At 67.7% G+C, this 23,865-nt stretch carries 20 protein-coding genes and 1 riboswitch; of the genes, 9 read left to right on the top strand and 11 right to left on the bottom strand.

Annotated features, from left to right (window positions below; genetic code table 11):
- Positions 1-73: 73 nt before the first annotated feature.
- Both ABKS89_RS04170 and ABKS89_RS04165 read left to right on the top strand, forming a co-directional pair.
- The gene (locus ABKS89_RS04170) at positions 74-991 is read left to right on the top strand and encodes a dihydrodipicolinate synthase family protein (protein ID WP_015475498.1); all 918 of its coding nucleotides are present in this window, start codon (positions 74-76) and stop codon (positions 989-991) included.
- 261 nt (positions 992-1,252) lie between these two features.
- On the top strand, positions 1,253-2,830 hold the full coding sequence (locus tag ABKS89_RS04165; protein WP_348589656.1) for an aldehyde dehydrogenase (NADP(+)): 1,578 nt from the start codon (positions 1,253-1,255) through the stop codon (positions 2,828-2,830).
- 191 nt (positions 2,831-3,021) lie between these two features.
- Here the strand turns inward: ABKS89_RS04165 and ABKS89_RS04160 are convergent, their stop codons facing one another.
- Complete coding sequence (locus ABKS89_RS04160; RefSeq protein WP_348589658.1) at positions 3,022-4,026, bottom strand: Ldh family oxidoreductase; 1,005 nt, start codon at positions 4,024-4,026, stop codon at positions 3,022-3,024.
- A gap of 246 nt (positions 4,027-4,272) precedes the next feature.
- On the opposite strand from ABKS89_RS04160, the gene dxs reads away from it, so the two are divergent.
- Together dxs and ABKS89_RS04150 are read left to right on the top strand one after the other, a co-directional pair.
- Positions 4,273-6,183, top strand: a complete 1,911-nt coding sequence (gene dxs / locus ABKS89_RS04155; protein WP_348589660.1) for a 1-deoxy-D-xylulose-5-phosphate synthase — start codon at positions 4,273-4,275, stop codon at positions 6,181-6,183.
- 41 nt (positions 6,184-6,224) lie between these two features.
- Positions 6,225-6,399, top strand: a riboswitch (cobalamin riboswitch).
- Between the two features lie 106 nt (positions 6,400-6,505).
- Complete coding sequence (locus ABKS89_RS04150) at positions 6,506-8,362, top strand: TonB-dependent receptor domain-containing protein (protein ID WP_138212074.1); 1,857 nt, start codon at positions 6,506-6,508, stop codon at positions 8,360-8,362.
- Between the two features lie 293 nt (positions 8,363-8,655).
- Here ABKS89_RS04150 and ABKS89_RS04145 read toward each other — a convergent pair whose 3' ends face one another.
- From ABKS89_RS04145 to ABKS89_RS04130, 4 genes are read right to left on the bottom strand one after another with little or no spacing between them, the layout of a single operon-like run.
- A complete protein-coding gene (locus ABKS89_RS04145) occupies positions 8,656-9,255 on the bottom strand; it encodes an HAD family hydrolase (protein ID WP_138212073.1) in 600 nt (199 codons plus the stop codon).
- Positions 9,252-10,121, bottom strand: coding sequence for an acyl-CoA thioesterase II (tesB, locus tag ABKS89_RS04140; RefSeq protein WP_138212072.1), 870 nt, complete (start codon positions 10,119-10,121; stop codon positions 9,252-9,254). Before tesB ends, ABKS89_RS04145 begins: the two co-directional genes overlap by 4 nt.
- A gap of 13 nt (positions 10,122-10,134) precedes the next feature.
- Complete coding sequence (locus ABKS89_RS04135; RefSeq protein WP_348589661.1) at positions 10,135-11,751, bottom strand: nitroreductase family protein; 1,617 nt, start codon at positions 11,749-11,751, stop codon at positions 10,135-10,137.
- On the bottom strand, positions 11,748-12,290 hold the full coding sequence (locus ABKS89_RS04130; RefSeq protein WP_348589662.1) for a GNAT family N-acetyltransferase: 543 nt from the start codon (positions 12,288-12,290) through the stop codon (positions 11,748-11,750). Before ABKS89_RS04130 ends, ABKS89_RS04135 begins: the two co-directional genes overlap by 4 nt.
- A 209-nt stretch (positions 12,291-12,499) precedes the next feature.
- Between ABKS89_RS04130 and ABKS89_RS04125 the strand changes: the two genes are divergently transcribed.
- Together ABKS89_RS04125 and ABKS89_RS04120 are read left to right on the top strand one after the other, a co-directional pair.
- Positions 12,500-13,705 carry an MFS transporter gene (locus ABKS89_RS04125; RefSeq protein ID WP_348589663.1) on the top strand — a complete coding sequence of 402 codons (1,206 nt, stop codon included), beginning with the start codon at positions 12,500-12,502 and terminating at the stop codon, positions 13,703-13,705.
- 102 nt (positions 13,706-13,807) lie between these two features.
- The gene (locus ABKS89_RS04120; RefSeq protein ID WP_348589664.1) at positions 13,808-14,731 is read left to right on the top strand and encodes a histone deacetylase family protein; all 924 of its coding nucleotides are present in this window, start codon (positions 13,808-13,810) and stop codon (positions 14,729-14,731) included.
- On the opposite strand, the gene ABKS89_RS04115 is transcribed toward ABKS89_RS04120, so the two are convergent.
- Positions 14,716-15,216 (bottom strand): hypothetical protein, encoded by a 501-nt coding sequence (locus ABKS89_RS04115; protein WP_171039334.1) that lies wholly within the window; start codon positions 15,214-15,216, stop codon positions 14,716-14,718. The genes ABKS89_RS04120 and ABKS89_RS04115 overlap by 16 nt on opposite strands.
- 311 nt (positions 15,217-15,527) lie before the next feature.
- Here ABKS89_RS04115 and ABKS89_RS04110 point away from each other — a divergent pair, with 311 nt between their 5' ends.
- From ABKS89_RS04110 to ABKS89_RS04100, 3 genes are all read left to right on the top strand, one after another.
- The gene (locus ABKS89_RS04110; protein ID WP_348589665.1) at positions 15,528-16,769 is read left to right on the top strand and encodes a TIGR03862 family flavoprotein; all 1,242 of its coding nucleotides are present in this window, start codon (positions 15,528-15,530) and stop codon (positions 16,767-16,769) included.
- A 60-nt stretch (positions 16,770-16,829) separates the two neighbouring features.
- Entirely contained in the window at positions 16,830-17,435 is a 606-nt protein-coding gene (locus tag ABKS89_RS04105; protein WP_138212067.1) for a GNAT family N-acetyltransferase, read from the top strand.
- 89 nt (positions 17,436-17,524) lie between these two features.
- Entirely contained in the window at positions 17,525-17,893 is a 369-nt protein-coding gene (locus ABKS89_RS04100; protein ID WP_348589666.1) for a VOC family protein, read from the top strand.
- Between the two features lie 117 nt (positions 17,894-18,010).
- Here ABKS89_RS04100 and ABKS89_RS04095 read toward each other — a convergent pair whose 3' ends face one another.
- The 5 genes from ABKS89_RS04095 to ABKS89_RS04075 all read right to left on the bottom strand — a co-directional run bounded on the left by ABKS89_RS04095 (position 18,011) and on the right by ABKS89_RS04075 (position 23,644).
- The gene (locus ABKS89_RS04095; RefSeq protein WP_348589667.1) at positions 18,011-19,483 is read right to left on the bottom strand and encodes an aldehyde dehydrogenase family protein; all 1,473 of its coding nucleotides are present in this window, start codon (positions 19,481-19,483) and stop codon (positions 18,011-18,013) included.
- Between the two features lie 25 nt (positions 19,484-19,508).
- Positions 19,509-20,327 (bottom strand): ABC transporter permease, encoded by an 819-nt coding sequence (locus ABKS89_RS04090; protein ID WP_138212064.1) that lies wholly within the window; start codon positions 20,325-20,327, stop codon positions 19,509-19,511.
- A gap of 1 nt (position 20,328) precedes the next feature.
- On the bottom strand, positions 20,329-21,240 hold the full coding sequence (locus ABKS89_RS04085; protein WP_138212063.1) for an ABC transporter permease: 912 nt from the start codon (positions 21,238-21,240) through the stop codon (positions 20,329-20,331).
- A gap of 95 nt (positions 21,241-21,335) precedes the next feature.
- On the bottom strand, positions 21,336-22,478 hold the full coding sequence (locus ABKS89_RS04080; protein ID WP_348589669.1) for an ABC transporter substrate-binding protein: 1,143 nt from the start codon (positions 22,476-22,478) through the stop codon (positions 21,336-21,338).
- 50 nt (positions 22,479-22,528) lie between these two features.
- Positions 22,529-23,644, bottom strand: a complete 1,116-nt coding sequence (locus ABKS89_RS04075) for an ABC transporter ATP-binding protein (protein ID WP_348589670.1) — start codon at positions 23,642-23,644, stop codon at positions 22,529-22,531.
- Positions 23,645-23,865 lie beyond the last annotated feature (221 nt).

Genomic DNA, 23,865 nt, shown 5'->3' with positions numbered 1-23,865 from the left:
GGCACCCGACGACGAAATTTCAGGAAAACCTTCCAGAACTTTCGTATACGAAATACGACAATTGGAGACAAACATGAGCAAGAAGGTCAATTGGAGTGGCGTGTTCCCCGCGGTGACCACTCAGTTCAACGACGATTTCTCGGTCAACCTGGAAGCCACCCACAAGGTGATCTCCAACCTGGTGCGCGATGGCGTGTCGGGCCTGGTAGTGTGCGGCAGCGTCGGCGAGAACACCTCGCTGTCCATCGAGGAGAAGATGGCTGTCACCGAGGTCGCCAAGGACGCCTCCGGCGGCCGCGTGCCGGTGATCTGCGGTATCGCCGAGTTCACCAGCCACGGCGCCTCCCAGGTAGCCAAGGCGGTGCAGAAGGTCGGTGTCGACGGCATCATGGTGATGCCCGCCCTGGTCTACTCCTCCAAGCCCCACGAGACCGCCGCGCACTTCCGCAGCGTGGCCACCAGCACCGATCTGCCGGTGATGGTCTACAACAACCCGCCGATCTACAAGAACGACGTCACCCCGGACATCCTCATCTCCCTGGCCGACTGCGAGAACATCGTCTGCTTCAAGGACAGCTCCGGCGACACCCGCCGCTTCATCGACGTGCGCAATGAAGTCGGCAACCGCTTCATCCTCTTCGCCGGCCTCGACGACGTGGTTCTGGAAAGCATCGCGGTGGGCGCCGAGGGCTGGATTTCCGGCATGTCCAACGTCTTCCCGCAGGAAGGCGAGACCATCTTCCGCCTGTGCAAGGCGGGTCGTTACGAAGAAGCCATGCCGATCTACGAATGGCTGATGCCGATCCTCCACCTCGACGCCCGCCCGGACCTGGTGCAGTGCATCAAGCTCTGCGAAGAGATCGCCGGCCGCGGCACCGCCCTCACCCGCCCGCCGCGCCTGGCGCTGCAAGGTGCTGATCGCGAGCATGTGGAGACGATCATGGCCAAGGCGCTGGCCAATCGGCCGAAGCTGCCGGATGTGGGGCTCTAAGGTAAACACAGCAGAGTTGAGAGCGTTTCGTGCCAGCCGGGACACCTGAGCCCCCGGTCAGCCGCGCCCTCTCCCTAACCCTCTCCCTTCAGGGAGAGGGAACTGGTTCGGCGTAAAGGGAACCCGCGTGCTCCGCCTGCAATCAAGGCATCAGCAAAGCACGGCCGCCAAAGCCACTCGGACACTCCCTCTCCCTTCAGGGAGAGGGCTGGGGAGAGGGGCTCTACGCCACACCGAAATCCAGCCCCAGAGAGCCTGCCCATGACCGCCCACAACTTCATCGCCGGCCAGCGCATCGGCGCCGGCACTGTCCGCCTGCAGAGCCTCGACGCCAGCACCGGCGAAGCCCTGCCCCGGGAATTCCTCCAGGCCACCGAGGCTGAAGTCGACGCCGCCGCCCGCGCCGCCGAAGCCGCCTTCCCGGCCTACAACGCCCTGTCGCCGGAGCGCCGCGCGCAGTTCCTCGACGCCATCGCCAGCGAACTCGAAGCCCTTGGCGACGACTTCATCGCCACCGTCTGCCGCGAGACCGCGCTGCCCGCCGCGCGCATCCAGGGCGAGCGTGGCCGCACCGCCAATCAAATGCGCCTGTTCGCCAAGGTCCTGCGCCGTGGCGATTTCCTCGGCGCGCGGATCGACCGCGCGCTGCCCGAGCGCCAGCCGCTGCCTCGCCCGGACCTGCGCCAGTACCGCACCGGCGTCGGCCCGGTGGCCGTGTTCGGCGCCAGCAACTTCCCGCTGGCCTTCTCCACCGCCGGTGGCGATACCGCCGCTGCACTGGCCGCCGGTTGCCCGGTGGTGGTGAAGGCCCACAGCGGCCACATGGCCACCGCCGAATTCGTCGGCGAGGCAATCACCCGCGCGGCCGAATCCACCACCATGCCGGCCGGCGTGTTCAACATGATCTACGGCGCCGGCGTCGGCGAACCGCTGGTGAAGCACCCGGCGATCCAGGCGGTCGGCTTCACCGGCTCGCTCAAGGGCGGCCGCGCACTGTGCGACCTGGCTGCCGCGCGTCCGCAACCGATCCCGGTGTTTGCCGAGATGAGCAGCATCAACCCGGTGCTGGTGCTGCCCACCGCCCTGGAAGCACGCGGCGAGAAGATTGCCCGCGAGCTGGTGGATTCGGTCGTCATGGGCTGCGGCCAGTTCTGCACCAACCCCGGCCTGGTCATCGGCATCGCCTCGCCGGCGTTCAGCCTGTTCGTCGCCAACCTGATCGCCGAGATCGGCCAGCGCCCGGCGCAGACCATGCTCAACGCCGGCACCCTGAAGAGCTACGAAAAAGGCATCGCCCGCCTGCTCACCCACCCCGCCATCCGCCACCTCGCCGGTCAGCCGCAGGAAGGCAACCAGGCCCTGCCGCAGCTGTTCCAGGCCAAGGCCGAACTGCTGCTGGCAGGCGAGGAGCTGCTGCAGGAAGAAGTCTTCGGCCCGACCACCATCGTCGTCGAAGTGGCCGACGATGCCGAGCTGCGTCGCGCGCTGGACGGCCTGCACGGCCAGCTCACCGCCACGCTGATCGCCGAAGCCGAGGACCTGTCGCGTTTCGCCGCGCTGGTGCCGGTGCTGGAGCGCAAGGCCGGGCGCCTGCTGATCAACGGCTACCCGACCGGCGTGGAAGTCTGCGACACGATGGTCCACGGCGGCCCCTACCCGGCCACCTCCGACGCACGCGGCACCTCGGTCGGCAGCCTGGCCATCGACCGCTTCCTGCGCCCGGTGTGCTACCAGAACTACCCGGACGCGCTGTTGCCCGAAGCGCTGAAGGACGCCAACCCGCTGGGTATCGCGCGGCTGGTGGATGGCGAGACGACGCGCAGTGCGGTGACTCGCTGAGGGTTCGTCGGCGCGGGAGTGAACTGTCGGCCAGTCCCGCGCCGATGCTCAGCCCCGGCCTTGCGCCGGGGCTTTTTTATGTCGGAAACAGGTTCGAGGACTGCGCTTAGCCGTAGGGCGCATAACGCGCCAGCGTTATCCGCCCTACGCTCTCGCGGCCCCATCCGCAGAAGGGACCTGTAGGAGCGGCGTTACTCCAGCAGCTTGCGCAAATCGGCATACAGCGAATCGCTGATCTCCACACCCTCGGCCAGGCTGCGCTGGCGCGCCGCGAAACGCCGCTGCGACGGCAGCCGCGCGCCCATGTCGACGATGGACTCGAACAGCTTCTCCGCCCGAGCCAGATGTTGCGGGGCATCCCCGCCGAGGAAGCGCGCCGGGTCCAGCGCGATCAGCAACTCGCCGTGGTAGGGCGAGGATTTTGTCCCTTCGTCGAATACCGAAGATTCCGCACTGGTCAGGTCGCCGATCAGCGGGCCGGCGATCAGCTCGACCATGGTCGCCAGCGCCGAGCCCTTGTGCCCGCCGAAGGTCAGCATGGCGCCATCGAGCACCGCGCTCGGGTCGGTGCTGGGGTTGCCCTGGGCATCGATGCCCCAGCCCAGCGGAATCGCCTTGCCCTCGCGCTCGTGCAGCTGGATTTCCCCGCGCGCCACCACCGTGGTGGCGAAGTCGAAGACATAGGGATCGTTCTCTGCGCGCGGCCAACCGAAGGCGATGGGGTTGGTGCCGAACAACGGCCGAGTCCCGCCAGCCGGCGCGACATAGGCCTGGGCCGGAGTAACCGCCAGCGCGACCAGGCCCTGGGCGGTGATCCGCTCGATCTCCACCCACAGCGCCGAAAAGTGCACGCAATGGTTGATCGCCAGCGCAGCCAGGCCCTGGCTGCGGGCCTTCTCCACCAGCTTCGGCAGGCCGAGATCGAAGGCGCATTGCGAGAAGCCGCCCTTGGCATCCACGCGCACCAGTGCCGGCGCGGGCTCGGACAGTTCCGGCACGGCATCGGCCACCACCTTGCCGGCACGCACGGTATGGATGCAGCCCAGCAGCCGCCAGACGCCGTGGGATGTGCAGCCGTCGCGCTCGCCGGCCAGCACGGTGTCGGTCACCGCCTGTACGTGGGGTTCGCTGAAGCCGTTGTGGCGCAGGATCGCCACCGACAGTTCGCGCAGTTCATCCAGGGTCAGTCGGGCCACGCCATTCTCCTCAGATTGCAACAAAAGCCTGCGGCAAACCGCCGCCGGTCGGTGATCGGTCTACCATGGAGTCTCGCGCCCGGCCCCGCTTGCGCGCAATCGCCGGCAGCGACGACGATTTCGGCACAGCCTGACGACAACATCCCGACCATCCGGTCGTCCAAAGGATTGGCCCCACGTTGCTTGGGCCATTTCCGCGCATCAGGTAAACTTCCGCATCTTTGCCTTCTCATAACGATCAGCCTGATGCCCACGACGTTTCACGAGATTCCCCGCGCGCGCCCTGCCACGCCCCTGCTCGACCGCGCCAGCACGCCGGTCGAACTGCGTCGCCTGGGCGAAGCGGAGCTGCTGACCCTCGCTGACGAACTGCGCCAGTACCTGCTGTACAGCGTCGGCCAGACTGGCGGGCACTTCGGCGCGGGCCTGGGCGTCATCGAACTGACGGTCGCCCTGCACTACGTCTTCGACACCCCGGACGACCGCCTGGTGTGGGACGTCGGCCACCAGGCCTACCCGCACAAGATCCTCACCGGTCGCCGCGAGCGCATGGGCAGCCTGCGCCAGAAGGACGGCCTGGCCGCCTTCCCGCGCCGCTCGGAGAGCGAGTACGACACCTTTGGCGTCGGCCACTCCAGCACCTCCATCAGCGCCGCCCTGGGCATGGCCATCGCCGCGCGCATGCAGGGCTCCGGTCGCAAGTCGGTGGCGGTGATCGGCGACGGCGCACTCACCGCCGGCATGGCCTTCGAGGCGCTCAACCACGCGTCGGAGGTCAAGGCCGACATGCTGGTGATCCTCAACGACAACGACATGTCGATCTCGAACAATGTCGGTGGCCTGTCCAACTACCTGGCCAAGATCCTTTCCAGCCGCACCTATAGCAGCATGCGCGAAGGCAGCAAGAAGGTGCTCTCGCGCCTGCCCGGCGCCTGGGAGATCGCCCGCCGCACCGAGGAATACGCCAAGGGCATGCTGGTCCCCGGCACGCTCTTCGAGGAGCTGGGCTGGAACTACATCGGCCCCATCGACGGCCACGACCTGCCAACCTTGATCGCCACCCTGCGCAACATGCGTGACCTCAAGGGCCCGCAGTTCCTCCACGTGGTGACCAAGAAGGGCAAGGGCTTCGGCCCGGCCGAGATCGACCCGATCGGCTACCACGCCATCACCAAGCTGGAGCCCGAGGGCGCCCCCGCCCACGCCGTGCCGAAGAAGGCCGGCGGGCCGAAGTACTCCAGCGTATTCGGCCAGTGGCTGTGCGACATGGCTGCCCAGGACCCGCGCCTGGTCGGCATCACCCCGGCAATGAAGGAAGGCTCCGACCTGGTCGCCTTCGCCGACCGATTCCCGGACCGCTACTTCGACGTCGCCATCGCCGAGCAGCACGCCGTGACCCTCGCGGCCGGCATGGCCTGCGATGGCGCCAAGCCGGTGGTGGCGATCTACTCCACCTTCCTGCAGCGCGGCTACGACCAGCTGGTCCACGACGTCGCGGTGCAGAACCTCGACGTACTGTTCGCCATCGACCGCGCCGGTCTGGTGGGCGAAGACGGCCCGACCCACGCCGGCAGCTTCGACCTCTCCTACCTGCGCTGCATTCCCGGCATGCTGGTGATGACCCCCAGCGACGAGAACGAACTGCGCAAGCTGCTCACCACCGGCCATCATTTCGAAGGCCCGGCGGCGGTGCGCTACCCGCGCGGCACCGGCCCCAACGCCCCCATCGAGGCGGCGCTGGAACCGGTCGAGATCGGCAAGGGCGTGCTGCGCCGCGAAGGCAAGGCCGGCAAGGTCGCCTTCCTGGTGTTCGGCGTGCAGCTGGCCGAAGCGCTGAAAGTGGCCGAGCAGTTCGATGCCACCGTTGCCGACATGCGCTTCGTCAAGCCGCTGGACGAAGAGCTGGTGCGCCAACTGGCCGCCAGCCACGAGTTGCTGGTGACCATCGAGGAGAACTCGGTGATGGGTGGCGCCGGCGCCGCCGTCAGCGAATTCCTCGCCCGCGAGAACCTGCAGCAGCCGATCCTGCACCTGGGCCTGCCGGACTACTACGTCGAGCACGCCAAACCCGCGCAGATGCTCGCGGAGTGCGGGCTAGACGCCGCCGGCATCGAAGCCTCGGTGAAGGCGCGCCTGGATGCCCTCGGCAACCGCTGAGACCGATCGGCGCATCCCTCCCCGGGAGTATTGCCAGTGACGGGCGCACCGACTAAGGTGCGCCCGTTTTCGTTCGAGGTAACGGGAAGCAGGTGAAAGACCTGCGCTGCCCCCGCAACGGTAACCGACGCGCCCCTTAAGGAGCGCAGCATCGCCATCCGCCACTGCTGAATGCGGGAAGGCGGCGATGTGACGTCGGCAGCCCGGAGACCGCCCTCGACACGCCCCGACAGGTGTTGCGGAGGGCCGCACCGTCAAGTGCGGCCTGCCGCCCTTGCCACGCCCTCCTCGAAAGTCATCCGACCGCTTTTGAGGACGTTCCATGAAACTGACCCGACTCGCCCTGGCCACCAGCCTGTTGCCCGGCCTGGCCTTCGCCGCCGACGACATCTACCGGCTCTCCGACCAGGTGATCACCTCCGCACGCCAGGCCCAGCCGCGTGCCGAAGCCACTTCGGCCAACAGCGTATTCACCCGTGCCGACATCGAGCGGCTGCAAGTTCGCAGCGTGCCCGCCCTGCTCGCCCGCGTGCCCGGCGTGCAGATGGGCAGCTCCGGCGGCGTGGTCTCGTACTCCGTGCGCGGCACCAGCACCGCGCAGACCCTGGTCCTGGTGGACGGCCAGCGCGTCGCCTCGGCCAGCAGCGGAATCGCCCGCCTGGACTACCTGAGCATCGACAGCATCGAGCGCGTCGAAGTGACCCGCGGCCCACGTTCCGCGCTGTACGGCGCCGACGCCATCGGTGGGGTCATCCAGATCTTCACCCGTCGCGGCGAAGCCGGCCTGCACCCCGAAGTACGCCTGGCCGCCGGCAGCCACGGCACCTTCGAGCGCAGCCTGAGCCTGTCCGGCGGCAATGAGCAGACCCGCTACAACCTCGGCGGCAGCCTCGACGAGAGCCAGGGCTGGGACCGCACCAGCGACAACGTCGGTGCCGACAACGACCACGATGCCCAGCGCAACAAGGCCGTACACCTGAACCTGGACCATCGCTTCAGCGAGGACTGGAAGGCCGGCCTGAACCTCAACGACCAGCGCGGCAAGAACGAATACGACGACGCCTACAACTTCGAGCCGGGCTCGCCCCGCGACGAATTCCGCGTCAGCAGTTACAGCGCCTACCTCGACGGCCAGATCACCAAGATGTGGAACAGCCGCCTGGAGCTGGGCCGCAGCTTCGACCGCAACAAGGCCGTGGGTGCCGCCGACAGCTGGAACAACGGCACGCTGGAAACCACCCGCCACTCGGCGAGCTGGATCAACCGCCTGCAACTGGACGACGCCAACCAGCTCGCCCTGGGCACCGACTGGTACGAAGACAAGGTCGACGGCACCACCGCCTTCGCCGACGACCAGCGCAGCAACCGCGCCTTCTTCGCCCAGCACAGCTTCAAGGGCGACAGCTTCGGCACCGAGCTGGGTATCCGCCACGACAACAACCAGGCCTACGGCAGCCAGAACAGCTGGAACGCCGCCTTCAGCCTGCCGGTGGGCGACAACCAGACCTGGATCGCCAGTTACGGCGAAGGCTTTCGCGCGCCGACCTTCAGCGACCTCTACTACCCCGGCGCGAGCAACCCGGACCTGAAGGCCGAGACCTCGAAGACCTACGAGCTGCAATGGCGCGGGGACATCGAAGGAACGCACCTGGAAGCCTCGCTGTACCGCACCGAGATCGACGACCTGATCGCCTGGGACAGCACCAGCAACCAGCCCGAGAACATCAACAAGGCGCGCATCAATGGCTTCGAGGCCAGCGTCGCCCGCGACGTGCTCGGCTGGCAGGCCGCGCTCGGCCTGAGCCTGATCGACCCGCGCGACCGCGACACCGGCCACACCCTGCCGTACCGCGCGCGGCGCACCCTGAGCCTGGACCTGGATCGCCAGTTCGGCGCCTTCGGCGTCGGCGGCACCTGGCGTGCGGTCAGCCAGCGCTACGACGATGCGGCCAACACCCGCGAGCTGTCCGGCTACGGCGTGCTCGACCTGCGCACCAGCTGGCTGGCCAGCGACGAGATTCGCTTCGACCTGAAGCTGGATAACGCCCTGGACCGCGACTACACCCTGGGCGACTACCTGCGCCCGACCAGCCCGATGGACTTCATGGGCGAAGCACGCCCCTACCAGGAACCTGGCCGCACCGCGCTGCTGGCGGTGACCTGGACGCCGGAGCTTTAAGAGAAGCGGCCTGACGGCCCCTCACCCTAACCCTCTCCCGAAGGGAGAGGGGACCGTTCGGCGCAGGATGAAACTACAGCGTCAGCCGGCACAATCTGCTCCCTCTCCCCCAGGAGCGGGGCGCGCAGCCAGGGCTGGGGTGAGGGGGAAACGTCGGCACAGACTTGCCGGAAAGAAGACAGTTTCGTAGGGCGCATAACCTGGAACAGGTTATCCGCCGCACGTTACTCCGGCGGATAACGCTGGCGCGTTATGCGACCTCCACCCACCCAGCCATCGGTGTGGGTATGAGGTCAGCCCAGAACCCCCGCCATCCGCCCCAGCTCCGCGCAGTCCTGCGCGTGCCAGTCGGTCAGCTCTGGCCAGGGGTTCTCGGCAAGGTTCACCAACGCACTGTGCGCGCCGGCGGCGCGGGCGCAGTCGAGGTCGAAGCGGTAATCGCCGACCATCAGCATCCGCTGCGGCGCCACGTCCCAGCGCGCGGCGAGGCGCAGCAGGCCGTCCGGGCTGGGCTTGGGGTCAGCCTCGCCACGGCCGAGGACATCCTCGGTCAGGAAGCAATCACCGATACCGATCGCCGCCAGCGTAATCAGCGCCAGCTCATGGGCATTGCGGGTGAGGATGCCCAGGCGATAACCGGCGCCATGCAGCGCACGCACCAGCTCGACTGCGCCGGGAGCCGCAGTGGAAGCCACCGCCAGCTCGCGCTCGTGCTCCAGCAGCCAGGCATGCTTGGCCGCCGCCTCGTCCTCCGGCAGCGCGGCCAGGTGAGTGAGGATGTCGTGCTCCTGGGGAATCCCCAGGGCGCGCTTGATCGCCGGGAAGTCATGCACCGCCAGGGTCAGGGTGCCGTCCATGTCGAACACCCAGTGGCGGATGCCTTCCAGCGTCATGCCCAGTCCTCGCGGTGGCGGATCAGGCCTTCCTGGGTCGAGGAAGCGACCAGCTGACCGTCACGGTTGAAGATGCTGCCGCGCACGAAGCCGCGGCCATTGCCGGCCCAGGGGCTGTCGATGGCGTAGAGCAGCCACTCGTCCGCGCGCAGGTCGCGGTGGAACCACACGGAATGGTCGATGGTGGCGACCTGCATGTCCTTCTGCCACACCGAGCGGCCGTGGGGCAGCAGCGAGGTGGTGAGGAAGCCGAAGTCCGAGGCGTAGGCGAGGATGTACTTGTGCAGTGCCGGGATGTCCGGCAGCTTGCCGTCGGCGCGCAGCCAGAGGTACTTGATCGGCTCGCCGACCTCGGGGTCGTACGGGTCGTTCTCGGTCACCGGGCGGATTTCGATGGGCTTGGGATAGAGCAGCTTGTCGCGGATGCGCTCGGGGAACTGCGCGGCACTGCGCTTCTTCAGTTCCTGATCGGTCGGCAGGTTCTCCGGGCCGACCACGTCGGGCATGGCGATCTGGTGCTCGAAGCCGCCCTCGTCGGTCTGGAACGAAGTGCTCAGGGCGAAGATCGGCTGGCCCTTCTGGATCGCGGTGACGCGGCGGGTGCTGAAGGTGCCGCCGTCGCGCACGCGGTCGACCTGATAGACGACCGGCTTGCTGGCGTCACCCGGGCGCAGGAAGTAGCCATGCATCGAGTGCACATGACGCTCCGGCTCGACGGTCTGGCTGGCCGCCGACAGCGCCTGGCCGAGTACCTGCCCGCCGTACAGCTGGCGGAACCCGAGGTCCTGGCTCATGCCGCGGAACAGGTTCTCTTCGATCTGTTCCAGGCTCAGCAGAGCCACCAGGTTGTCCAGGATCTGGGTCATGCGCGTTGTTTCCTCAATTGCGGTCTTGCTGAAGTGGGAGTCGGCGTGGCGACGGATAAGCGGGAAGGCTGCTGAGGCGTTCGTCCCAGACCGCGCGGCCGATGGTGAAATGATAGAGGCTGACCGGGCAGTCCGGACCACCGCCGAGCAATTCGTCCAGCGCCGGGTCGAAATAGCAGCCGATACCGGTGCCCGACAGGCCCGCCGCTTCGGCTTCCAGGTAGAGCAACTGGCCAACCTGTCCGGCTTCCCAGTACAGGCGCGGGTAGGTCCACGCGCCCTCGGTCAGCGCGGCATCGAGATCAGCCAGCATGGCGAAAGCGACGCAGCCGTCGCTGGCGATGTCCTGCCCGCAGGAGAGAAACGCCGACAGCCCGCGTGCGTCGCCGGACAGCAGGCGGTACAGCGGCACGCCGCTCTCCTCCACGCTCTGCCACAGGTAATCCTCGCGCAGCCCGCCCGCCTCGCGGCCGCTGCGGCCCAACCAGTAAAGGCCCGGCTCCAGGCCCTGGACGCGGTGGACGAACAGCAGCAGGTCGAGGCGCGCCGGCTCGCCAGTACAGGCGAAGGGCACGGGCGAGCGCTCGGGCATCAGACGGCGCAGCCAGGCATACAACAGTTCGGCGTGAATGCCGCTGCGGCCGTCCATGGACTGTGCGCTGCGTCGGCGATGCAGGATCGGGCGCAGCGGCAGGCCGGGGTTACCCACAGCCGCCTCGGCTTCTGATGTCGACCAGTCGTGCGTTGGCAGCGCAGGAGCACGGCACAGCTGATGCACCCGCTCCAGCTCCGGCCAGTGGCGATAGTCACGCGACAGGCGATTGGGCATCCCCGTCAGCGGCAGCTCGGCGAGGCCCTTGAGCAGCGTGTTCGGCAGCGTGAATTCGGCAGATTGCGCCGGGCCGATCCACAGCAGTGCATCGGCGAATTCGTGCTCGCTGAAGCCGTCGCGGTCGAGGCCGATCAACGTATCCAATTGCGCTTCGGCGACGCCGCGCAGCAAACGCACTTCCCAGCCCTGGATCGCCGCGGCAATGGCGAGACAGGCCAGCGCGTGGCCAAGGTCGTGATTGCAGTAGCGGTAGGCGCGCTCGCCGTACTTCCAGGCCTCGCGCCAGGGAATGCTCGCCAGCGCCAGCACGAATCCACCGGCGGGCAATGCATCGTTCAGTTGGCTGGCCAGCGGCGCAGGCAGCTCGGCGCGCACCTCCAGCACATGCTCGTCGGCGCTGTAGTGCGCCAGCAGCGCAGCGTTATCCACAGCCCCGGCGGGCAGCAACAGATAGGCCTCGGTCGGGTGCAGGTTGCCGCTCGACGGGTTGACCCGCAGCGCCCAGCGGCTGCTGCCGGCGTCCTTCCAGGCCGACAGCGCCAGGCTGTCGTAGAGCAGTTGCGAGACGCTGGCGAGGTTCAGCGGCGCGGGCGTACCGAGGGGCCCGGCGAACACCTCGTCATATCCCGGCGACTCTTCCTGTGGCCGGTGCAGCAGCTCGATGCAGCGCGCCCCGGCATAGCGGCGGAAGGCGGCAGGCTGGGTCGCCCAGTCGAGCTGGCCGGGGCCGGGGGCGAAACGCTCCGGGCGATGGCTGCTCAGCTCGTGATAGACGCGGACGCCTTCGATCGGCTTCATGGGCGACGAATCCGGTAGAGCACATGCTGGCGCAGCGGATGGCCTTGCGGCAGGCGCGGATGCTCGAAGTCTCCGGCCTCATCACGCTGCATGCCCAGGCGCTGCATCAGCCCCTGGGACGGCAGGTTGGCCGGCACGGTGAAGGCGACCACTTCCTCCAGCCGCAACTGCTCGAAGGCGAAGGCCAGCGCCGCGCGAGCCGCCTCCAGCGCATAGCCCTGCCGCCAGTAAGCCGTGTTGAAGCGCCAGCCGATTTCCACCGCCGGAGTGAACGGCGCGTCGAAGGACACCCGCTGCAAACCAAGCACGCCAATGAAGGCGCCATCCCCGCGACGTTCGACTACCCACTGGCCGAAGCCGTGCTCGTCGAAGTGCTTGAGGATGCGGGCGGCCAGCAGGTCGCTGTCCTCGCGGCTCATGCAGGCGGGGAAATGGCGCATCACCTCGGCGTCGGCGTTCAGCGCAGCGAAGGGTGCCAGGTCGTCATGGCGCCACGGCCGCAGCAGCAGGCGTTCGGTGGTCAGGCTGGGAAAATCCATGGGAATCATCGCGGATCAGCAAAGGTCTCCATGATACCCGGCGACGGGCCTGTAGGACGCAATCCGTCAGACGAGGCGCAATCGATTCAGCAGGAAAGGCCCTCATCTGGTATTTTTCTCCCACCTTCGCTGTCGGTCACTGCCTTGACCGTGCTCACGCAGACAGCCGCGCCGCCAGGGCGCACCTCAAAAAAGACCAAGGAACTCCCATGACGACCTCCACCACCGGACTGCAACGCAGTACGGCCCTGGTGCTTTTCGCATTGGCTGTCGGCGGCTTCGCCATCGGCACCACCGAATTCGCCACCATGAGCCTGCTGCCCTACTTCGCCCCGGCGCTGGGCATCGATGCCCCGACCGCCGGCCACGTGATCAGCGCCTACGCCCTGGGCGTGGTGGTCGGTGCGCCGCTGCTGGCAGTGCTAGGCGCGCGTCTGCCGCGGCGTACCCTGCTGGTCCTGCTGATGGCGCTGTTCGCCGTCGGCAATGGCCTCAGCGCCCTGGCGCCGACCTACCACTGGATGCTGCTGTTCCGCTTCATCAGCGGCCTGCCCCACGGCGCCTACTTCGGCATCGCCGCGCTGGTCGCCGCCTCCATCGTGCCGCCGCACCGGCGCACCGTGGCGGTCGGGCGGATGTTCCTCGGCCTCACCGTCGCCACCATCATCGGCGTGCCGCTGGCCAACTGGCTGAGCCAGGCCGTGGGCTGGCGCTGGAGCTTCGCGCTGGTGGCCGCGCTGGGCGTGTTGACCATGATCTGCGTGCGCCTGCTGGCGCCCTATTCGCCCGCCGAGCCGGACTCCAGCCCGCTGCGCGAGCTGGGTGCGCTCAAGCGCGGCCAGGTCTGGCTGACCCTGGGTATCGGCGCCATCGGCTTCGGCGGACTGTTCGCGGTGTACACCTACCTGGCCGACATCCTCGGCGCGGTGACCCACGTTTCGCCGAGCATCGTGCCGCTGATCCTGGCGGTGTTCGGCATCGGCATGACCCTGGGCAACCTGTTCATCCCGGTACTCGCCGACCGCGCCGTGATGCCCACCGCCGGCGGCCTGCTGGTGTGGAGCGCGGTGGTGCTGGCGATCTTCCCGTTCACCGCAGGGAACATCTGGGCCATCTCGATCTGCGTGTTCTTCGTCGGCTTCGGCGGGGCGCTGGGCACCGTGCTGCAGACCCGCCTGATGGACGTCGCCGAAGATGCCCAGGGCCTGGCCGCGGCGCTGAACCACTCGGCCTTCAACTTCGCCAACGCGCTGGGCCCGTACCTCGGCGGCCTGGCCCTGGCGGCCGGCTACGGCTGGACCTCGCCGGGCTGGGTCGGCAGCCTGCTGGCCATCGGCGGCTTCGTGCTGTGGTCGATCTCGATGGCCACCAGCCGCAGCGCGCGACGCGACACCGCCCTCTCCAACGAAGGCTGAAAACGCGGGCTCGAATGAAAAGTGGCCGGCGCAATGCCGGCCCTTTCGTCTGCGCATCGCGCCGACGTACCCTGTGCAGCACAATCCCGATCCGCCGACACCATGCCGCTGCCCCTGGTCTACCACGACGACTACAGTCCGCCCTTCCCGGACAACCATCGCTTCCCCATGGAGAAGTTCCGCCTGCTGCGCGACCACCTGGTGGACAGCGCCCTGGTGGAAGACGCGCAACTGCTGCGCCCGGAACTCTGCCCGCAGGACGTCCTCGCCCTGGCCCACGACCGCGACTACATCGAGCGCTACTGCAGCGGAGAGATGAGCCGCGAGGAGCTGCGCCGCCTCGGCCTGCCCTGGACTGAAGCCCTGGCGCGCCGCACGGTGCGCGCGGTAGGCGGCTCGCTGCTCAGCGCGGAACTGGCGCTGAAGCACGGCCTGGCCTGCCATCTCGCCGGCGGTACGCACCACGCGCACCACGACCATGCCTCGGGCTTCTGCATCTTCAACGACCTGGCGGTGATCAGCCTCTACCTGCTGGAAAGCGGCAAGGCCAGCCGCGTGCTGATCTTCGACTGCGACGTGCACCAGGGCGACGGCACTGCGTGCATCCTGGAGAACGTGCCGGATGCGGTGACGGTGTCCCTGCACTGCGAGAAGAACTTCCCCGCGCGCAAGGCGCAGAGCGACTGGGACATTCCCCTGCCGCTGCACCTGGGCGACGCGGAATACCTGAAGGTGGTACAGGACGCGCTGGACTACCTGCTGCCGCTGTACCAGCCGGACATCGTGCTCTACGACGCCGGCGTGGACGTGCACAAGGACGATGCCCTGGGCTATCTGCAGCTCACCGATGCGGGACTGGCGGCGCGCGATGAGCACGTCATCCGCCGCTGCCTGTCCAGCGACATCCCGGTGGTGGGCGTAATCGGTGGCGGCTACGACAAGGACCGCCACGCGCTGGCCCGGCGCCACGGTATCCTGCACCACAGCGCCGCGCGGGTGGCGCGCGAGTTTCAGTTGGACCGGTAGCGCGCGTTGTTGGTGTCCATGCGCGTGGGCAGGCGCTGCTGCTCCCAGCGCATCATCTCGTGATCGGAGAAGCCCAGCAGCGCGGCGGCGCGTGGCCGGCAATCCGCGGCGTAGTGTTTTTCGCAGAAGCGCATCACCTGCTCGGGCACGTGGTGCAGCAGCAGCTCCTGGGCGCGCAATGGCCCTGCATACTGCAGGTAGCGCGGCAGCAGGCGGCTCCAGTTGGTGAACACGTAGAGGTTGTGCAGCGCGATCTGGATCGACAGCAACTCCAGCACGCGTTGCTCGAACTTCTGTTTCGAACCCTGCAGATTCTTGTTCAGGCGCACCACCATGTGGGCCACAGCCTCGTTGAGCAGCGCGCGGATTTCATCGCTGGGGAGGCTGCGGATGACAATATCGAGGCCATTCACCCGCACGCGGGTGTCGCTGCCTTCCACCCATAGGTGGGCCTCGTGGGAGCGTAGGTAATCACGGACTTTCATCGACAGTCGGACCAAGGTTGCAAGAGGCCCGCATGCTGATGGATTCACAAAAGCGCCAACATCGGCGCAATCCCGATCCCCTGTAGGAATTCTCGCAACCCCTACCATTCCGGGATCGAAACGGCTTTTCCTCACCTCCCGTGGTTTTCCACGACAACTGTGGAGCGGCCTGTGGATAAGCTGCGGGAAAGCAGCTGACACGCCCGCCCCCGCCGGCTCCGGGCCAGCTGGGCAAAAAATGAGCAACCGGCGCCCAGTGCCCCTGCGCTAGAATTGCGCCCCTTCCCGCCCTCCTTCGCCTGGCCCTCTGCATGACCGATTCCCACCCGCTCGCCTCCCGCACCGCCCTCGTCATTGGCGGCGGCCCTGCCGGCCTGATGGCGGCCGAAGTCCTGGCCGGCGCTGGCGTACAGGTGGAGCTGTTCGACGCCATGCCCTCGGTCGGGCGCAAGTTCCTGCTGGCCGGCGTGGGCGGCATGAACATCACTCACTCCGAGGAGCGCGCGCCCTTCCTGTCACGCTACGGCCAGCGCGCGAAAACCCTCGCGCCGCTGATCGACGCCTTCGACAACCAGGCGCTGTGCGCGTGGATTCATGGCCTGGGCATCGAGACCTTCGTCGGCACCTCCGGTCGCGTCTTCCCCACCGACATGAAGGCCGCACCGCTGCTGCGCGTCTGGCTCAAGCGCCTGCGCGAAGCCGGCGTGATCATCCACACACGCCACCGCTGGCAGGGCTGGGACGCCAACGGCGCGCTGCTGATCGACGGGCCGGACGGCCAGCGCAGCCTGAGCGCCGACGCGACAGTGCTGGCCCTCGGCGGCGGCAGCTGGCAGCGCCTGGGCTCGGACGGCACCTGGGTGCCGCTGCTCGCCGAGCGCGCGGTGGATATCTCGCCGCTGCGGCCGGCCAACTGCGGTTTCGAGGTGGCCGGCTGGAGCGAGTTCTTCCGCGACAAGTTCGCCGGCGCGCCGGTCAAGCCGGTGGCGCTCGCGCTGGCCGGTGGCACGCCGCGCCAGGGCGAGTTCGTGGTCACCGCCGGCGGCATCGAAGGCAGTCTGGTCTATGCGCTTTCCGCCGGTATCCGCGAGCGCATCGGGCAGACCGGCAGCGCCACCGTGCACCTGGACCTGCTGCCCAACCGCAGCCTGGAACAGGTCGCCAAGGCCGTCGCCCAGCCGCGCGGCTCCAAGTCCATGGCCAACCACCTGCGCGGTCGTCTGGGGCTGGACGGCGTGCGCGCCGGGCTGTTGCGCGAGTTGTCCACAGCCGCCGACTACGCCGACCCGCAGCGCCTCGCCGAACTGATCAAGGCACTGCCGCTGACCGTGGTGCGCACGCGTCCGCTGGACGAGGCCATCAGCAGCGCCGGCGGCGTAACCTTCGAGGCGATGGACGAGCAACTGATGCTCAAGGCGCTGCCGGGCGTGTTCTGTGCCGGGGAGATGCTCGACTGGGAAGCGCCCACCGGCGGCTACCTGCTCACCGCCTGCTTCGCCAGCGGCCGCGCCGCCGGGCTCGGCGCATTGCGTTGGCTAGAAAGGCAAGGCTGAGCTCTGCACTTTATGGAACCATGGTGCTAGATTCTCGACTCCCACCCAGGAGTCGCCTGCATGCCGCTGACCTTCCGCCGCGCCCGTCCCGATGATGTCGACGCCGCCGTCCCGCTGATCTACAGCTCCGGCCCCGACGCCTTCGACTATGCCTTCGCCCGCCCCGGCCGCAACAGCGCCGAGGACTTCCTGCGCTACGCCTTCGCCCAGGGTGGCGGGCAGTTCGGCTGGCGCCAGCACTGGGTCGGCGAACAGGACGGTCAGGTGGTGGCGGCCGGCACGGTATTTGGCGGCGAAGTGAACCTGGGCTACATGCTCGCGGCCACGCGGCAGATTCTCGGCTACTTCGGCGTGGGCTCGGCCGGCGTGATCCGTCGCGGTCTGCAACTGGAAAAGATCATCTGCCCGCCGCCCCGCAAGACCCTGTACCTCGCGCACCTGGGCGTCATGCCGACGCTGCGCGGCGAAGGCCTGGGCAGCCAGCTGATCGACCACTTCCTGCAGATCGGCCGCCGCAGCGGCTTGCCCATGGCGGCGCTGGATGTCTCGACGGCCAACCCCAAGGCCCAGGCGCTCTACGAGCGGCTGGGTTTCAGCGTACAAGTGGAGCGCACCTCGACCCTGCCGGGCGTGGCCGGCAGTCGCTACATGCAGCGCCAGCTCTGAGTTAGACTCGCGGCCAGCCGCCCGCCAGAGGCGGCCTGCTCCGTTGCCGTCGTGAAAGCCTGCTCACGCATTAACCAGGAAGGTTGCCCATGAGCACTGCCAGCGTTGAACTGAAAGTCTTCGTCCCCGCCCGCGATTTCGCGCTGTCCCAGCAGTTCTACAAGGACCTGGGATTCCTCTCGCCGTGGAACTCCGACGAGCTTGCCTACTTCCACCATGGCGACCACTGCGCCTTCCTGCTGCAGAACTACTACGTCAGGGAGTTCGCCGAGAACCTGATGCTGCACCTGCTGGTGGAAGACGCCGACGCCTGGTACGCGAGAGTCCGCGACTCCGGCCTTGCCGAGCGCTACGGCGTGCGCCTTGGCGCGCTGGAAGACCAGCCGTGGAAGATGCGCGACTTCACCCTGCACGACCCGAGCGGCGTGCTCTGGCGGATCGGGCATAACCTCGACTGAGTCCCCCGCTCCTACAGTACGTAGGGCGCATAACCCGGAACGGGTTATGCGCCGTTGCCATGACGGCGGATAACGCTGACGCGTTATGCGCCCTACGAGTCTGACGTTCAGGAGCGGTCATTTCAGGTACCAGCCCCACGGTTGATCCGAGATGTACTCGGTCACCTGCTTCACCTCCAGGTAGTTCTCCAGCCCCCACACGCCCAGCTCGCGGCCGATGCCGCTGTGTTTCATGCCGCCCCAGGGCGCCTGGGTGAAGGTCGGCTGCGAGCAGTTGACCCAGACGATCCCCGCGCGCAGCCCGTCGGCCACCCGCGCGGCACGCTGCGGATCGCCCGACATCACCGCGCCGGCCAGGCCGAAGCGGCTGTCGTTGGCCAGGCGCAGGGCCTCGGCTTCGGTCCTGAAGCGCTTCACGCAGAGCACTGGGCCGAAGATTTCCTCGCGCCAGATAAGCGCATCCTCGGCCGGCTCGTCGAAGATCGCCGGCTCGATGAACCAACCCTCGTCCAGTCCCGCCGGACGCTTGCCGCCAGTGAGCAACCGCGCGCCGCCGGCGCGGCCCTTGTCGATGAAGCCGAGCACCTTCTCGTGCTGCCCCTGACTGACCAGCGGACCGAGCAGCACGCCCGGCTGGAGGCCGTTGCCGATGGTGATGGCGCGGGTCGCTTCCACCAGCCGCTCGATCAGGCGCGGGGCGATGCCTTCCTGCACCAGCAGGCGCGAGGTAGCGCTGCACACCTGGCCCTGGTTCCAGAAGATGCCGAACAGGATCCACTCCACCGCCGCCTCGACATCGCTGTCGTCGAAGACGATGAAGGCCGACTTGCCGCCCAGCTCCAGGCTGACGTTCTTGATGTCCTGGGCCGCCGCCGACATGATCCGCGAGCCGGTCGGCACGCTGCCGGTGAAGGCCAGCTTGTCCACACCCGGATGCTGGCTCAGCGGCCCGCCGGCCTCCGCGCCGAGGCCCGGCAGCACGTTGAGCACGCCTGCCGGCAGGCCCACGGCGTCCGCCGCGGCGGCCAGTTCCAGCGCACTCAGCGGCGTCAGCTCCGAGGGTTTGAGTACGCAGGTGGCGCCCGCCGCCAGGGCCGGCGCGACCTTCCACGCCGCCATCAGCAGCGGGTAGTTCCAGGGGATGATCTGCCCCGCCACGCCCACCGGCTCCTGGCGGATGCGGCAGCGGAAGCGCTCGTCGGGCAGCGCCAGCAACTGGTCCTGGCGCTGATCCAGCTCCCGCGCCAGCTCGGCGTAGTAGCGGAAGCAGCCGATGGCATCGGCCACGTCCCACTGCGCCTCGGGCAGCGGCTTGCCGTTGTCGCGCACCTCCAGTTCGGCCAGTGAATCCTGGTTGCGCTCCAACTCCCCGGCCAGCGCCTCCAGCCATTCGGCGCGCTCGCTGCCTCGGCTCTGCCCCCAGCCGCGATTGAACGCGGTGCGCGCCGCACGCACGGCGTGGTCGACGTCTTCCTCGGTAGCCGCCGGCACTTCCTGCAGGGGCTGGCCGGTGGCCGGGTCGAAGCTGGTGAAGCGGCCGCCCAGGTCCGGCCTGACCCACTGCCCGTTGATGTAGAGCTGGTCACGCATCCTCGAGTCTCCTTGAAGGCGGCCCTCAGGCGGCCTGAACGCCGGTGCGGCGGTTCTGCAGGTAGCGGGAGGTGAACAGCAGCGCCAGCGAGGCGCAGATGATCACCGTGGAGATGGCGTTGATCTCCGGCGTGATGCCCCGGCGGATCGACGAGAAGATGTAGATCGGCAGCGTGGTCTCGGAGCCGGCGACGAAGAAGGCGATGATGAAATCGTCGAAGCTGAAGGTGAACGCCAACAGGAAGCCGGCGAGGATGGCCGGGGCGATCTGCGGCAGGGTCACCCGCCAGAAGGTGTCCAGCGGCGGCGCGTAGAGGTCGGCGGAGGCTTCCAGCAGCGACTTGTCCATCGCCTCGACGCGGGTGCGGACGATCACCATCACCAGCGCCATGGTGAACAGCGAGTGTGCCGCCACCACGGTGCCGAAGCCCATGTTGAGTTTCGGCAGGCCGATGTCCAGCAGTGCCAGCAGCGGGTTGAGCACGTCGAACAGGGTGATGAAGGCGATCAGCGTGGCGATGCCGATGACGATCCCCGGCACGATGATCGCGCAGTAGGTCAGCGCGTCGAACAGCAGGCGCACGCGCTTGCCGACCCGCTGCAGGCCGAACACCGCGAGGGTGCCGAACAGGGTGGCAATCAGCGCCGAGCACAGGGCAATCAGCGCGCTGTTGCCCAGGGCTTCCATGATGAAGGGGTTGTCGAAGGCGCGGCCGAACCACTGCACCGAGCAGCACTGGAAGCTCAGCCCGCTGCGCCCGGCGTTGAAGGCGAAGAGCATGATCAGCGCGATGGGCGCGTAGAGGAACAGGTAGACCGAGGTGGAGTAACTGCGCAGCCACATGTCAGAGCACTCCGTCGTTGCGCGAGCCGCCGTAACGGGCCACGAGTTTCAGGTAGACGCCGATGATCACCAGCATCATCGCCACCAGGGTCATCGCCACCGCGCTGCCGAACGCCCAGTTGCGCGATTGCAGGAACAGGTCGACCAGCGCGTTGCCGACGAAGAACACCTTGCCGCCACCGAGAATGGCCGGGATCAGGAACTCGCCCATGAGCAGGATGAACACCAGCATCACCCCGGTGATCACCCCGGGCGCGGACAGCGGCAGGGTGATCCGGCGGAAGGTCTCGAAGGCGCTCGCTCCGAGGTCGCCGGAGGCTTCCAGCAGGCGCTTGTCGAGCTTCTCCAGGGTCACGTAGATGGGGAACACCATCAGCGGCAGGTAGCCGTAGACGATGCCGATCAGCACCGCGTAGGGCGTGTTGATCAGGCGCACATCGGCGATGCCGAAGGTCTCCAGCAGCGCCGGGATGCCGCGGCCGCTGAGCAGGAAGATCCAGGCGTAGGTGCGGATCAGGAAGCTGGTCCAGAACGGCACGATCACCAGCGTGAGCAGCAGCGACTTGTTGCGTTGCACCTTCACCGCCAGGAAGTAGGCCAGCGGGTAGGCCGCCAGCAGGCACGCCAGGGTGCCCAGCGGCGCCAGGGTCAGGGTGTTCCAGAAGGCCTGGGCGCGGGAGCCGAGGTTCAGGTAGTTCTCCAGCGTCAGCCCGCCGCCGTAGCCACCCACGGCGCTGCGCTCGCCGAAGCTGAAGACCAGGATGATCACCAGCGGCATCAGGAGCAGCAGCAGGAACCACAGGGTGGACGGCAACAGCAGCAGGAGCGTGACGCGCCGGCCGAGGCTTTTTGCGCGCGAGGCGCTGGGCGTCGCCTGGGTCTGCGGCAACGGGGCGCTGACAGCGATGTTCATGTTCGATTCCCTACGCATGGAACGGACCTTCGCGGTAGGGCGAATAACGCGCCAGCGTTATCCGCCGCATTCCGCACAAGCGCCAGAATTGCCGATCAGGCAGCCTTGAACCGCGCCATCAGTTCGGCGCGCGCCGGGCTGGTAAGGGTCGCCGCGGCGCCGAACTCCAGCGGCGACAGGCGCTCGGCCGCCGGGTACATGATCGGGTCGTCGAGCATCTCCTTGGAGAGCAGCGCATCGACGCGCTTGTCCCCGCTCGGGTAGCCGTGGGAGAGCACCTCCAGTTTGTTGTGCTGCGGGTCGAGCAGGTAGTTGATGAACGCGTAGGCGGCATCGCGGTGCTCGGCGCTCTTGGGAATGGCGAAGAAGTCGCTCCAGATCTCGCCACCTTCCTTGCCCAGCACGAAGGTCATGTCCGGATTGTCGCGGTGCAGCTGGGAGGCGTCGCCGGTCCAGGCCATGGCCATCCAGGCGTCGCCGTTGCGCAGCGAGGGCTGGATGTCGGAGTTGATCGCGAACAGGTGCGGCTTGGCCTGGATCAGCAGCTTCTCGGCCTCGGCCAGCTCCTTCGGGTCCAGCGAGTTGAAGCTGTAGCCGTAGTACTTGAGCGCGTTGCCGATGGCGGTGAGCTGGTAGTCATGGACGATGGTGCGGCCCGAGGCGCTGGTCAATGTCAGGTCCCAGAACTGCTTCCAGGAATCCGGGCTGTCCTTCACACGACTGGCGTCATAGACGATGCCGGTGGTGCCCCAGTTCTTCGGCACCGCGTAGACCTTGCCGTCCACCGTGCCCTGGGCCATGAAGCGCTCCTCGAAGGCCTTGGGGTCGAAGTTGGGAATACGCGAGAGTTCCAGCGGTTCGATCAGCCCGAGCTGCACGTAGGTGCTGATGGTGTAGTTGGTCGGCACGAAGACGTCCCAGCCGCTGCCGCCGGCCTGCAGCTTGGCGAGCATCTCCTCGTTGGAGCCGAAGACGTTCATCTGCACCCGCGCGCCGGTAGCCTTGGCGAAGGCGTCGAAGTTTTCCTGGCTGTGGTAGTTCGGCCAGGTGGCCAGGGCCAGGCGGTCACCGATGTTGCTGCCTTCGGCTGCGTAGGCCTTGCCGCTCAGCAGGCCGGGAGTGTTGGCAGCGACCACCGCCATCGCCAGCCCGAGGCCGGTCTTGCCGAGGAAATCGCGCCGCGTGATAGAGCCGTTTTCCCAGCTGCGCATCGTCTTGATGAAGCTCTTCTTGTCCATCGTCACTCCCCGCCTGTCTGCTGATTGTCGTTATGGTTGGATCGTCGAACTCAAAGGGCCATGGCCAGGCCGCTGGCCTGGTTCCAGCCGACCTGCACCGGCGCGCCATGCTCGAAGGCTTCCGCCTCGCCGCCGGCCTTGCGCGGCACGCGCACGCAGACGATGCCGAAAGCGTCGGTGCGTACGCGGTATTCAGTGAGGTTGCCCAGGTAGATGCGGTCTTCGACGCGGCCCTTCAGGCGCACTTCGCGCTGCAGGTCCGAATCGGCGGCAGCGATGCCAACCAGCTCCGGGCGCACCGCGATGCAGCCCTCGGCCTGGGGCGCCAGCGCGGGGCCGGTGGGCGTCGGCGGGCTGCTCAGTTCCAGCCCGGCCGGGGTGCCCAGCACCACGCGGCCGGAGTCGAGGCGGCGCACGGTGCCGGAGAACAGGTTGGACTCGCCGATGAAGTCGGCCACGTAGCGGCTCGCCGGGGTTTCGTAGAGCGCCTCGGGGGTGGCGGTCTGGATGATCAGGCCGTCCTTCATGATGCTGATGCTGTCGCTCATCGACAGCGCTTCTTCCTGGTCATGGGTAACCAGCACGAAGGTGATGCCGACCTCGCGCTGCAGGCGCAGCAGCTCCGACTGCATCTCCTTGCGCAACTTGCGGTCGAGTGCGGCGAGCGGCTCGTCGAGCAGCAGCACGGTGGGCTTGTTCACCAGCGCGCGGGCCAGCGCCACGCGTTGCTGCTGGCCGCCGGAAAGCTCGTGGGGCTTGCGCGTGCCGAAGCCGGACAGGCGCACCATCTCCAGCGCCTCGTCGGCCATGCGGCGCTGCTGCGCGCGGTCCGGGCGCGGCGTGCGGTAGCGCAGGCCATAGGCGATGTTGTCGGCCACCGTCAGGTGCGGGAACAGCGCGTAATGCTGGAACACCATGTTCACCGCACGCTGGTGCGCCGGCACCCCGGCCACCGCCTTGCCCGCCAGCAACACCTCGCCTTCGCTGGGCTGCTCGAAGCCGGCGATCATCCGCAGGGTGGTGGTCTTGCCGCAGCCGGAGCTGCCGAGGAAGGAATGGAAGGCGCCGCGCTTCACCCTGAAGCTCAGCCCGTTGACCGCCGGCACGCTACCGTAGCGCTTGACCACGTTGCGGAATTCGATATCGAAGTCCTGACCGCTCTCCATCACCGCGCGCTCCCACTTTGTTCTTGTTGGGGCTCACGCTAGCAACGGGGCTTTCGGGGTGTATATATCCCTCGGGGGATAGATGTCGGGATTGGATCGCCCGGTGCGCGCGCTGACTCTCCCTGTAGGAGCGCGCCATGCGCGCGATCGCGGGCATGGCCAGCTCCTACAATGGGCGCCCGGAGCTTCCGATGACTGTAGGGCGCATAACCTGGAACAGG

The sequence above is a fragment of the Pseudomonas sp. LABIM340 genome, assembly GCF_040017195.2.
Taxonomy (GTDB): Bacteria; Pseudomonadota; Gammaproteobacteria; order Pseudomonadales; family Pseudomonadaceae; genus Pseudomonas.
The sequence above is the reverse complement of the archived record's forward strand: the minus strand, read 5'-3'. Positions and strand labels throughout refer to the sequence as shown.

What these genes read in the sequence shown, in the direction of transcription:
- ABKS89_RS04145 (WP_138212073.1), bottom strand. Translation starts at nt 9,255, where the DNA reads ATGACGCTGGAAGGCATCCGCCACTGGGTGTTCGACATGGACGGCACC.
- ABKS89_RS04085 (WP_138212063.1), bottom strand. Translation starts at nt 21,240, where the DNA reads ATGAACATCGCTGTCAGCGCCCCGTTGCCGCAGACCCAGGCGACGCCC.
- ABKS89_RS04075 (WP_348589670.1), bottom strand. Translation starts at nt 23,644, where the DNA reads ATGGAGAGCGGTCAGGACTTCGATATCGAATTCCGCAACGTGGTCAAG.
- ABKS89_RS04120 (WP_348589664.1), top strand. Translation starts at nt 13,808, where the DNA reads ATGCCGCTGCCCCTGGTCTACCACGACGACTACAGTCCGCCCTTCCCG.
- ABKS89_RS04135 (WP_348589661.1), bottom strand. Translation starts at nt 11,751, where the DNA reads ATGAAGCCGATCGAAGGCGTCCGCGTCTATCACGAGCTGAGCAGCCAT.
- ABKS89_RS04090 (WP_138212064.1), bottom strand. Translation starts at nt 20,327, where the DNA reads ATGTGGCTGCGCAGTTACTCCACCTCGGTCTACCTGTTCCTCTACGCG.
- ABKS89_RS04100 (WP_348589666.1), top strand. Translation starts at nt 17,525, where the DNA reads ATGAGCACTGCCAGCGTTGAACTGAAAGTCTTCGTCCCCGCCCGCGAT.
- ABKS89_RS04080 (WP_348589669.1), bottom strand. Translation starts at nt 22,478, where the DNA reads ATGGACAAGAAGAGCTTCATCAAGACGATGCGCAGCTGGGAAAACGGC.
- tesB (WP_138212072.1), bottom strand. Translation starts at nt 10,121, where the DNA reads ATGACCCAGATCCTGGACAACCTGGTGGCTCTGCTGAGCCTGGAACAG.
- ABKS89_RS04150 (WP_138212074.1), top strand. Translation starts at nt 6,506, where the DNA reads ATGAAACTGACCCGACTCGCCCTGGCCACCAGCCTGTTGCCCGGCCTG.
- ABKS89_RS04105 (WP_138212067.1), top strand. Translation starts at nt 16,830, where the DNA reads ATGCCGCTGACCTTCCGCCGCGCCCGTCCCGATGATGTCGACGCCGCC.
- ABKS89_RS04165 (WP_348589656.1), top strand. Translation starts at nt 1,253, where the DNA reads ATGACCGCCCACAACTTCATCGCCGGCCAGCGCATCGGCGCCGGCACT.
- dxs (WP_348589660.1), top strand. Translation starts at nt 4,273, where the DNA reads ATGCCCACGACGTTTCACGAGATTCCCCGCGCGCGCCCTGCCACGCCC.
- ABKS89_RS04125 (WP_348589663.1), top strand. Translation starts at nt 12,500, where the DNA reads ATGACGACCTCCACCACCGGACTGCAACGCAGTACGGCCCTGGTGCTT.
- ABKS89_RS04115 (WP_171039334.1), bottom strand. Translation starts at nt 15,216, where the DNA reads ATGAAAGTCCGTGATTACCTACGCTCCCACGAGGCCCACCTATGGGTG.
- ABKS89_RS04130 (WP_348589662.1), bottom strand. Translation starts at nt 12,290, where the DNA reads ATGGATTTTCCCAGCCTGACCACCGAACGCCTGCTGCTGCGGCCGTGG.
- ABKS89_RS04095 (WP_348589667.1), bottom strand. Translation starts at nt 19,483, where the DNA reads ATGCGTGACCAGCTCTACATCAACGGGCAGTGGGTCAGGCCGGACCTG.
- ABKS89_RS04110 (WP_348589665.1), top strand. Translation starts at nt 15,528, where the DNA reads ATGACCGATTCCCACCCGCTCGCCTCCCGCACCGCCCTCGTCATTGGC.
- ABKS89_RS04170 (WP_015475498.1), top strand. Translation starts at nt 74, where the DNA reads ATGAGCAAGAAGGTCAATTGGAGTGGCGTGTTCCCCGCGGTGACCACT.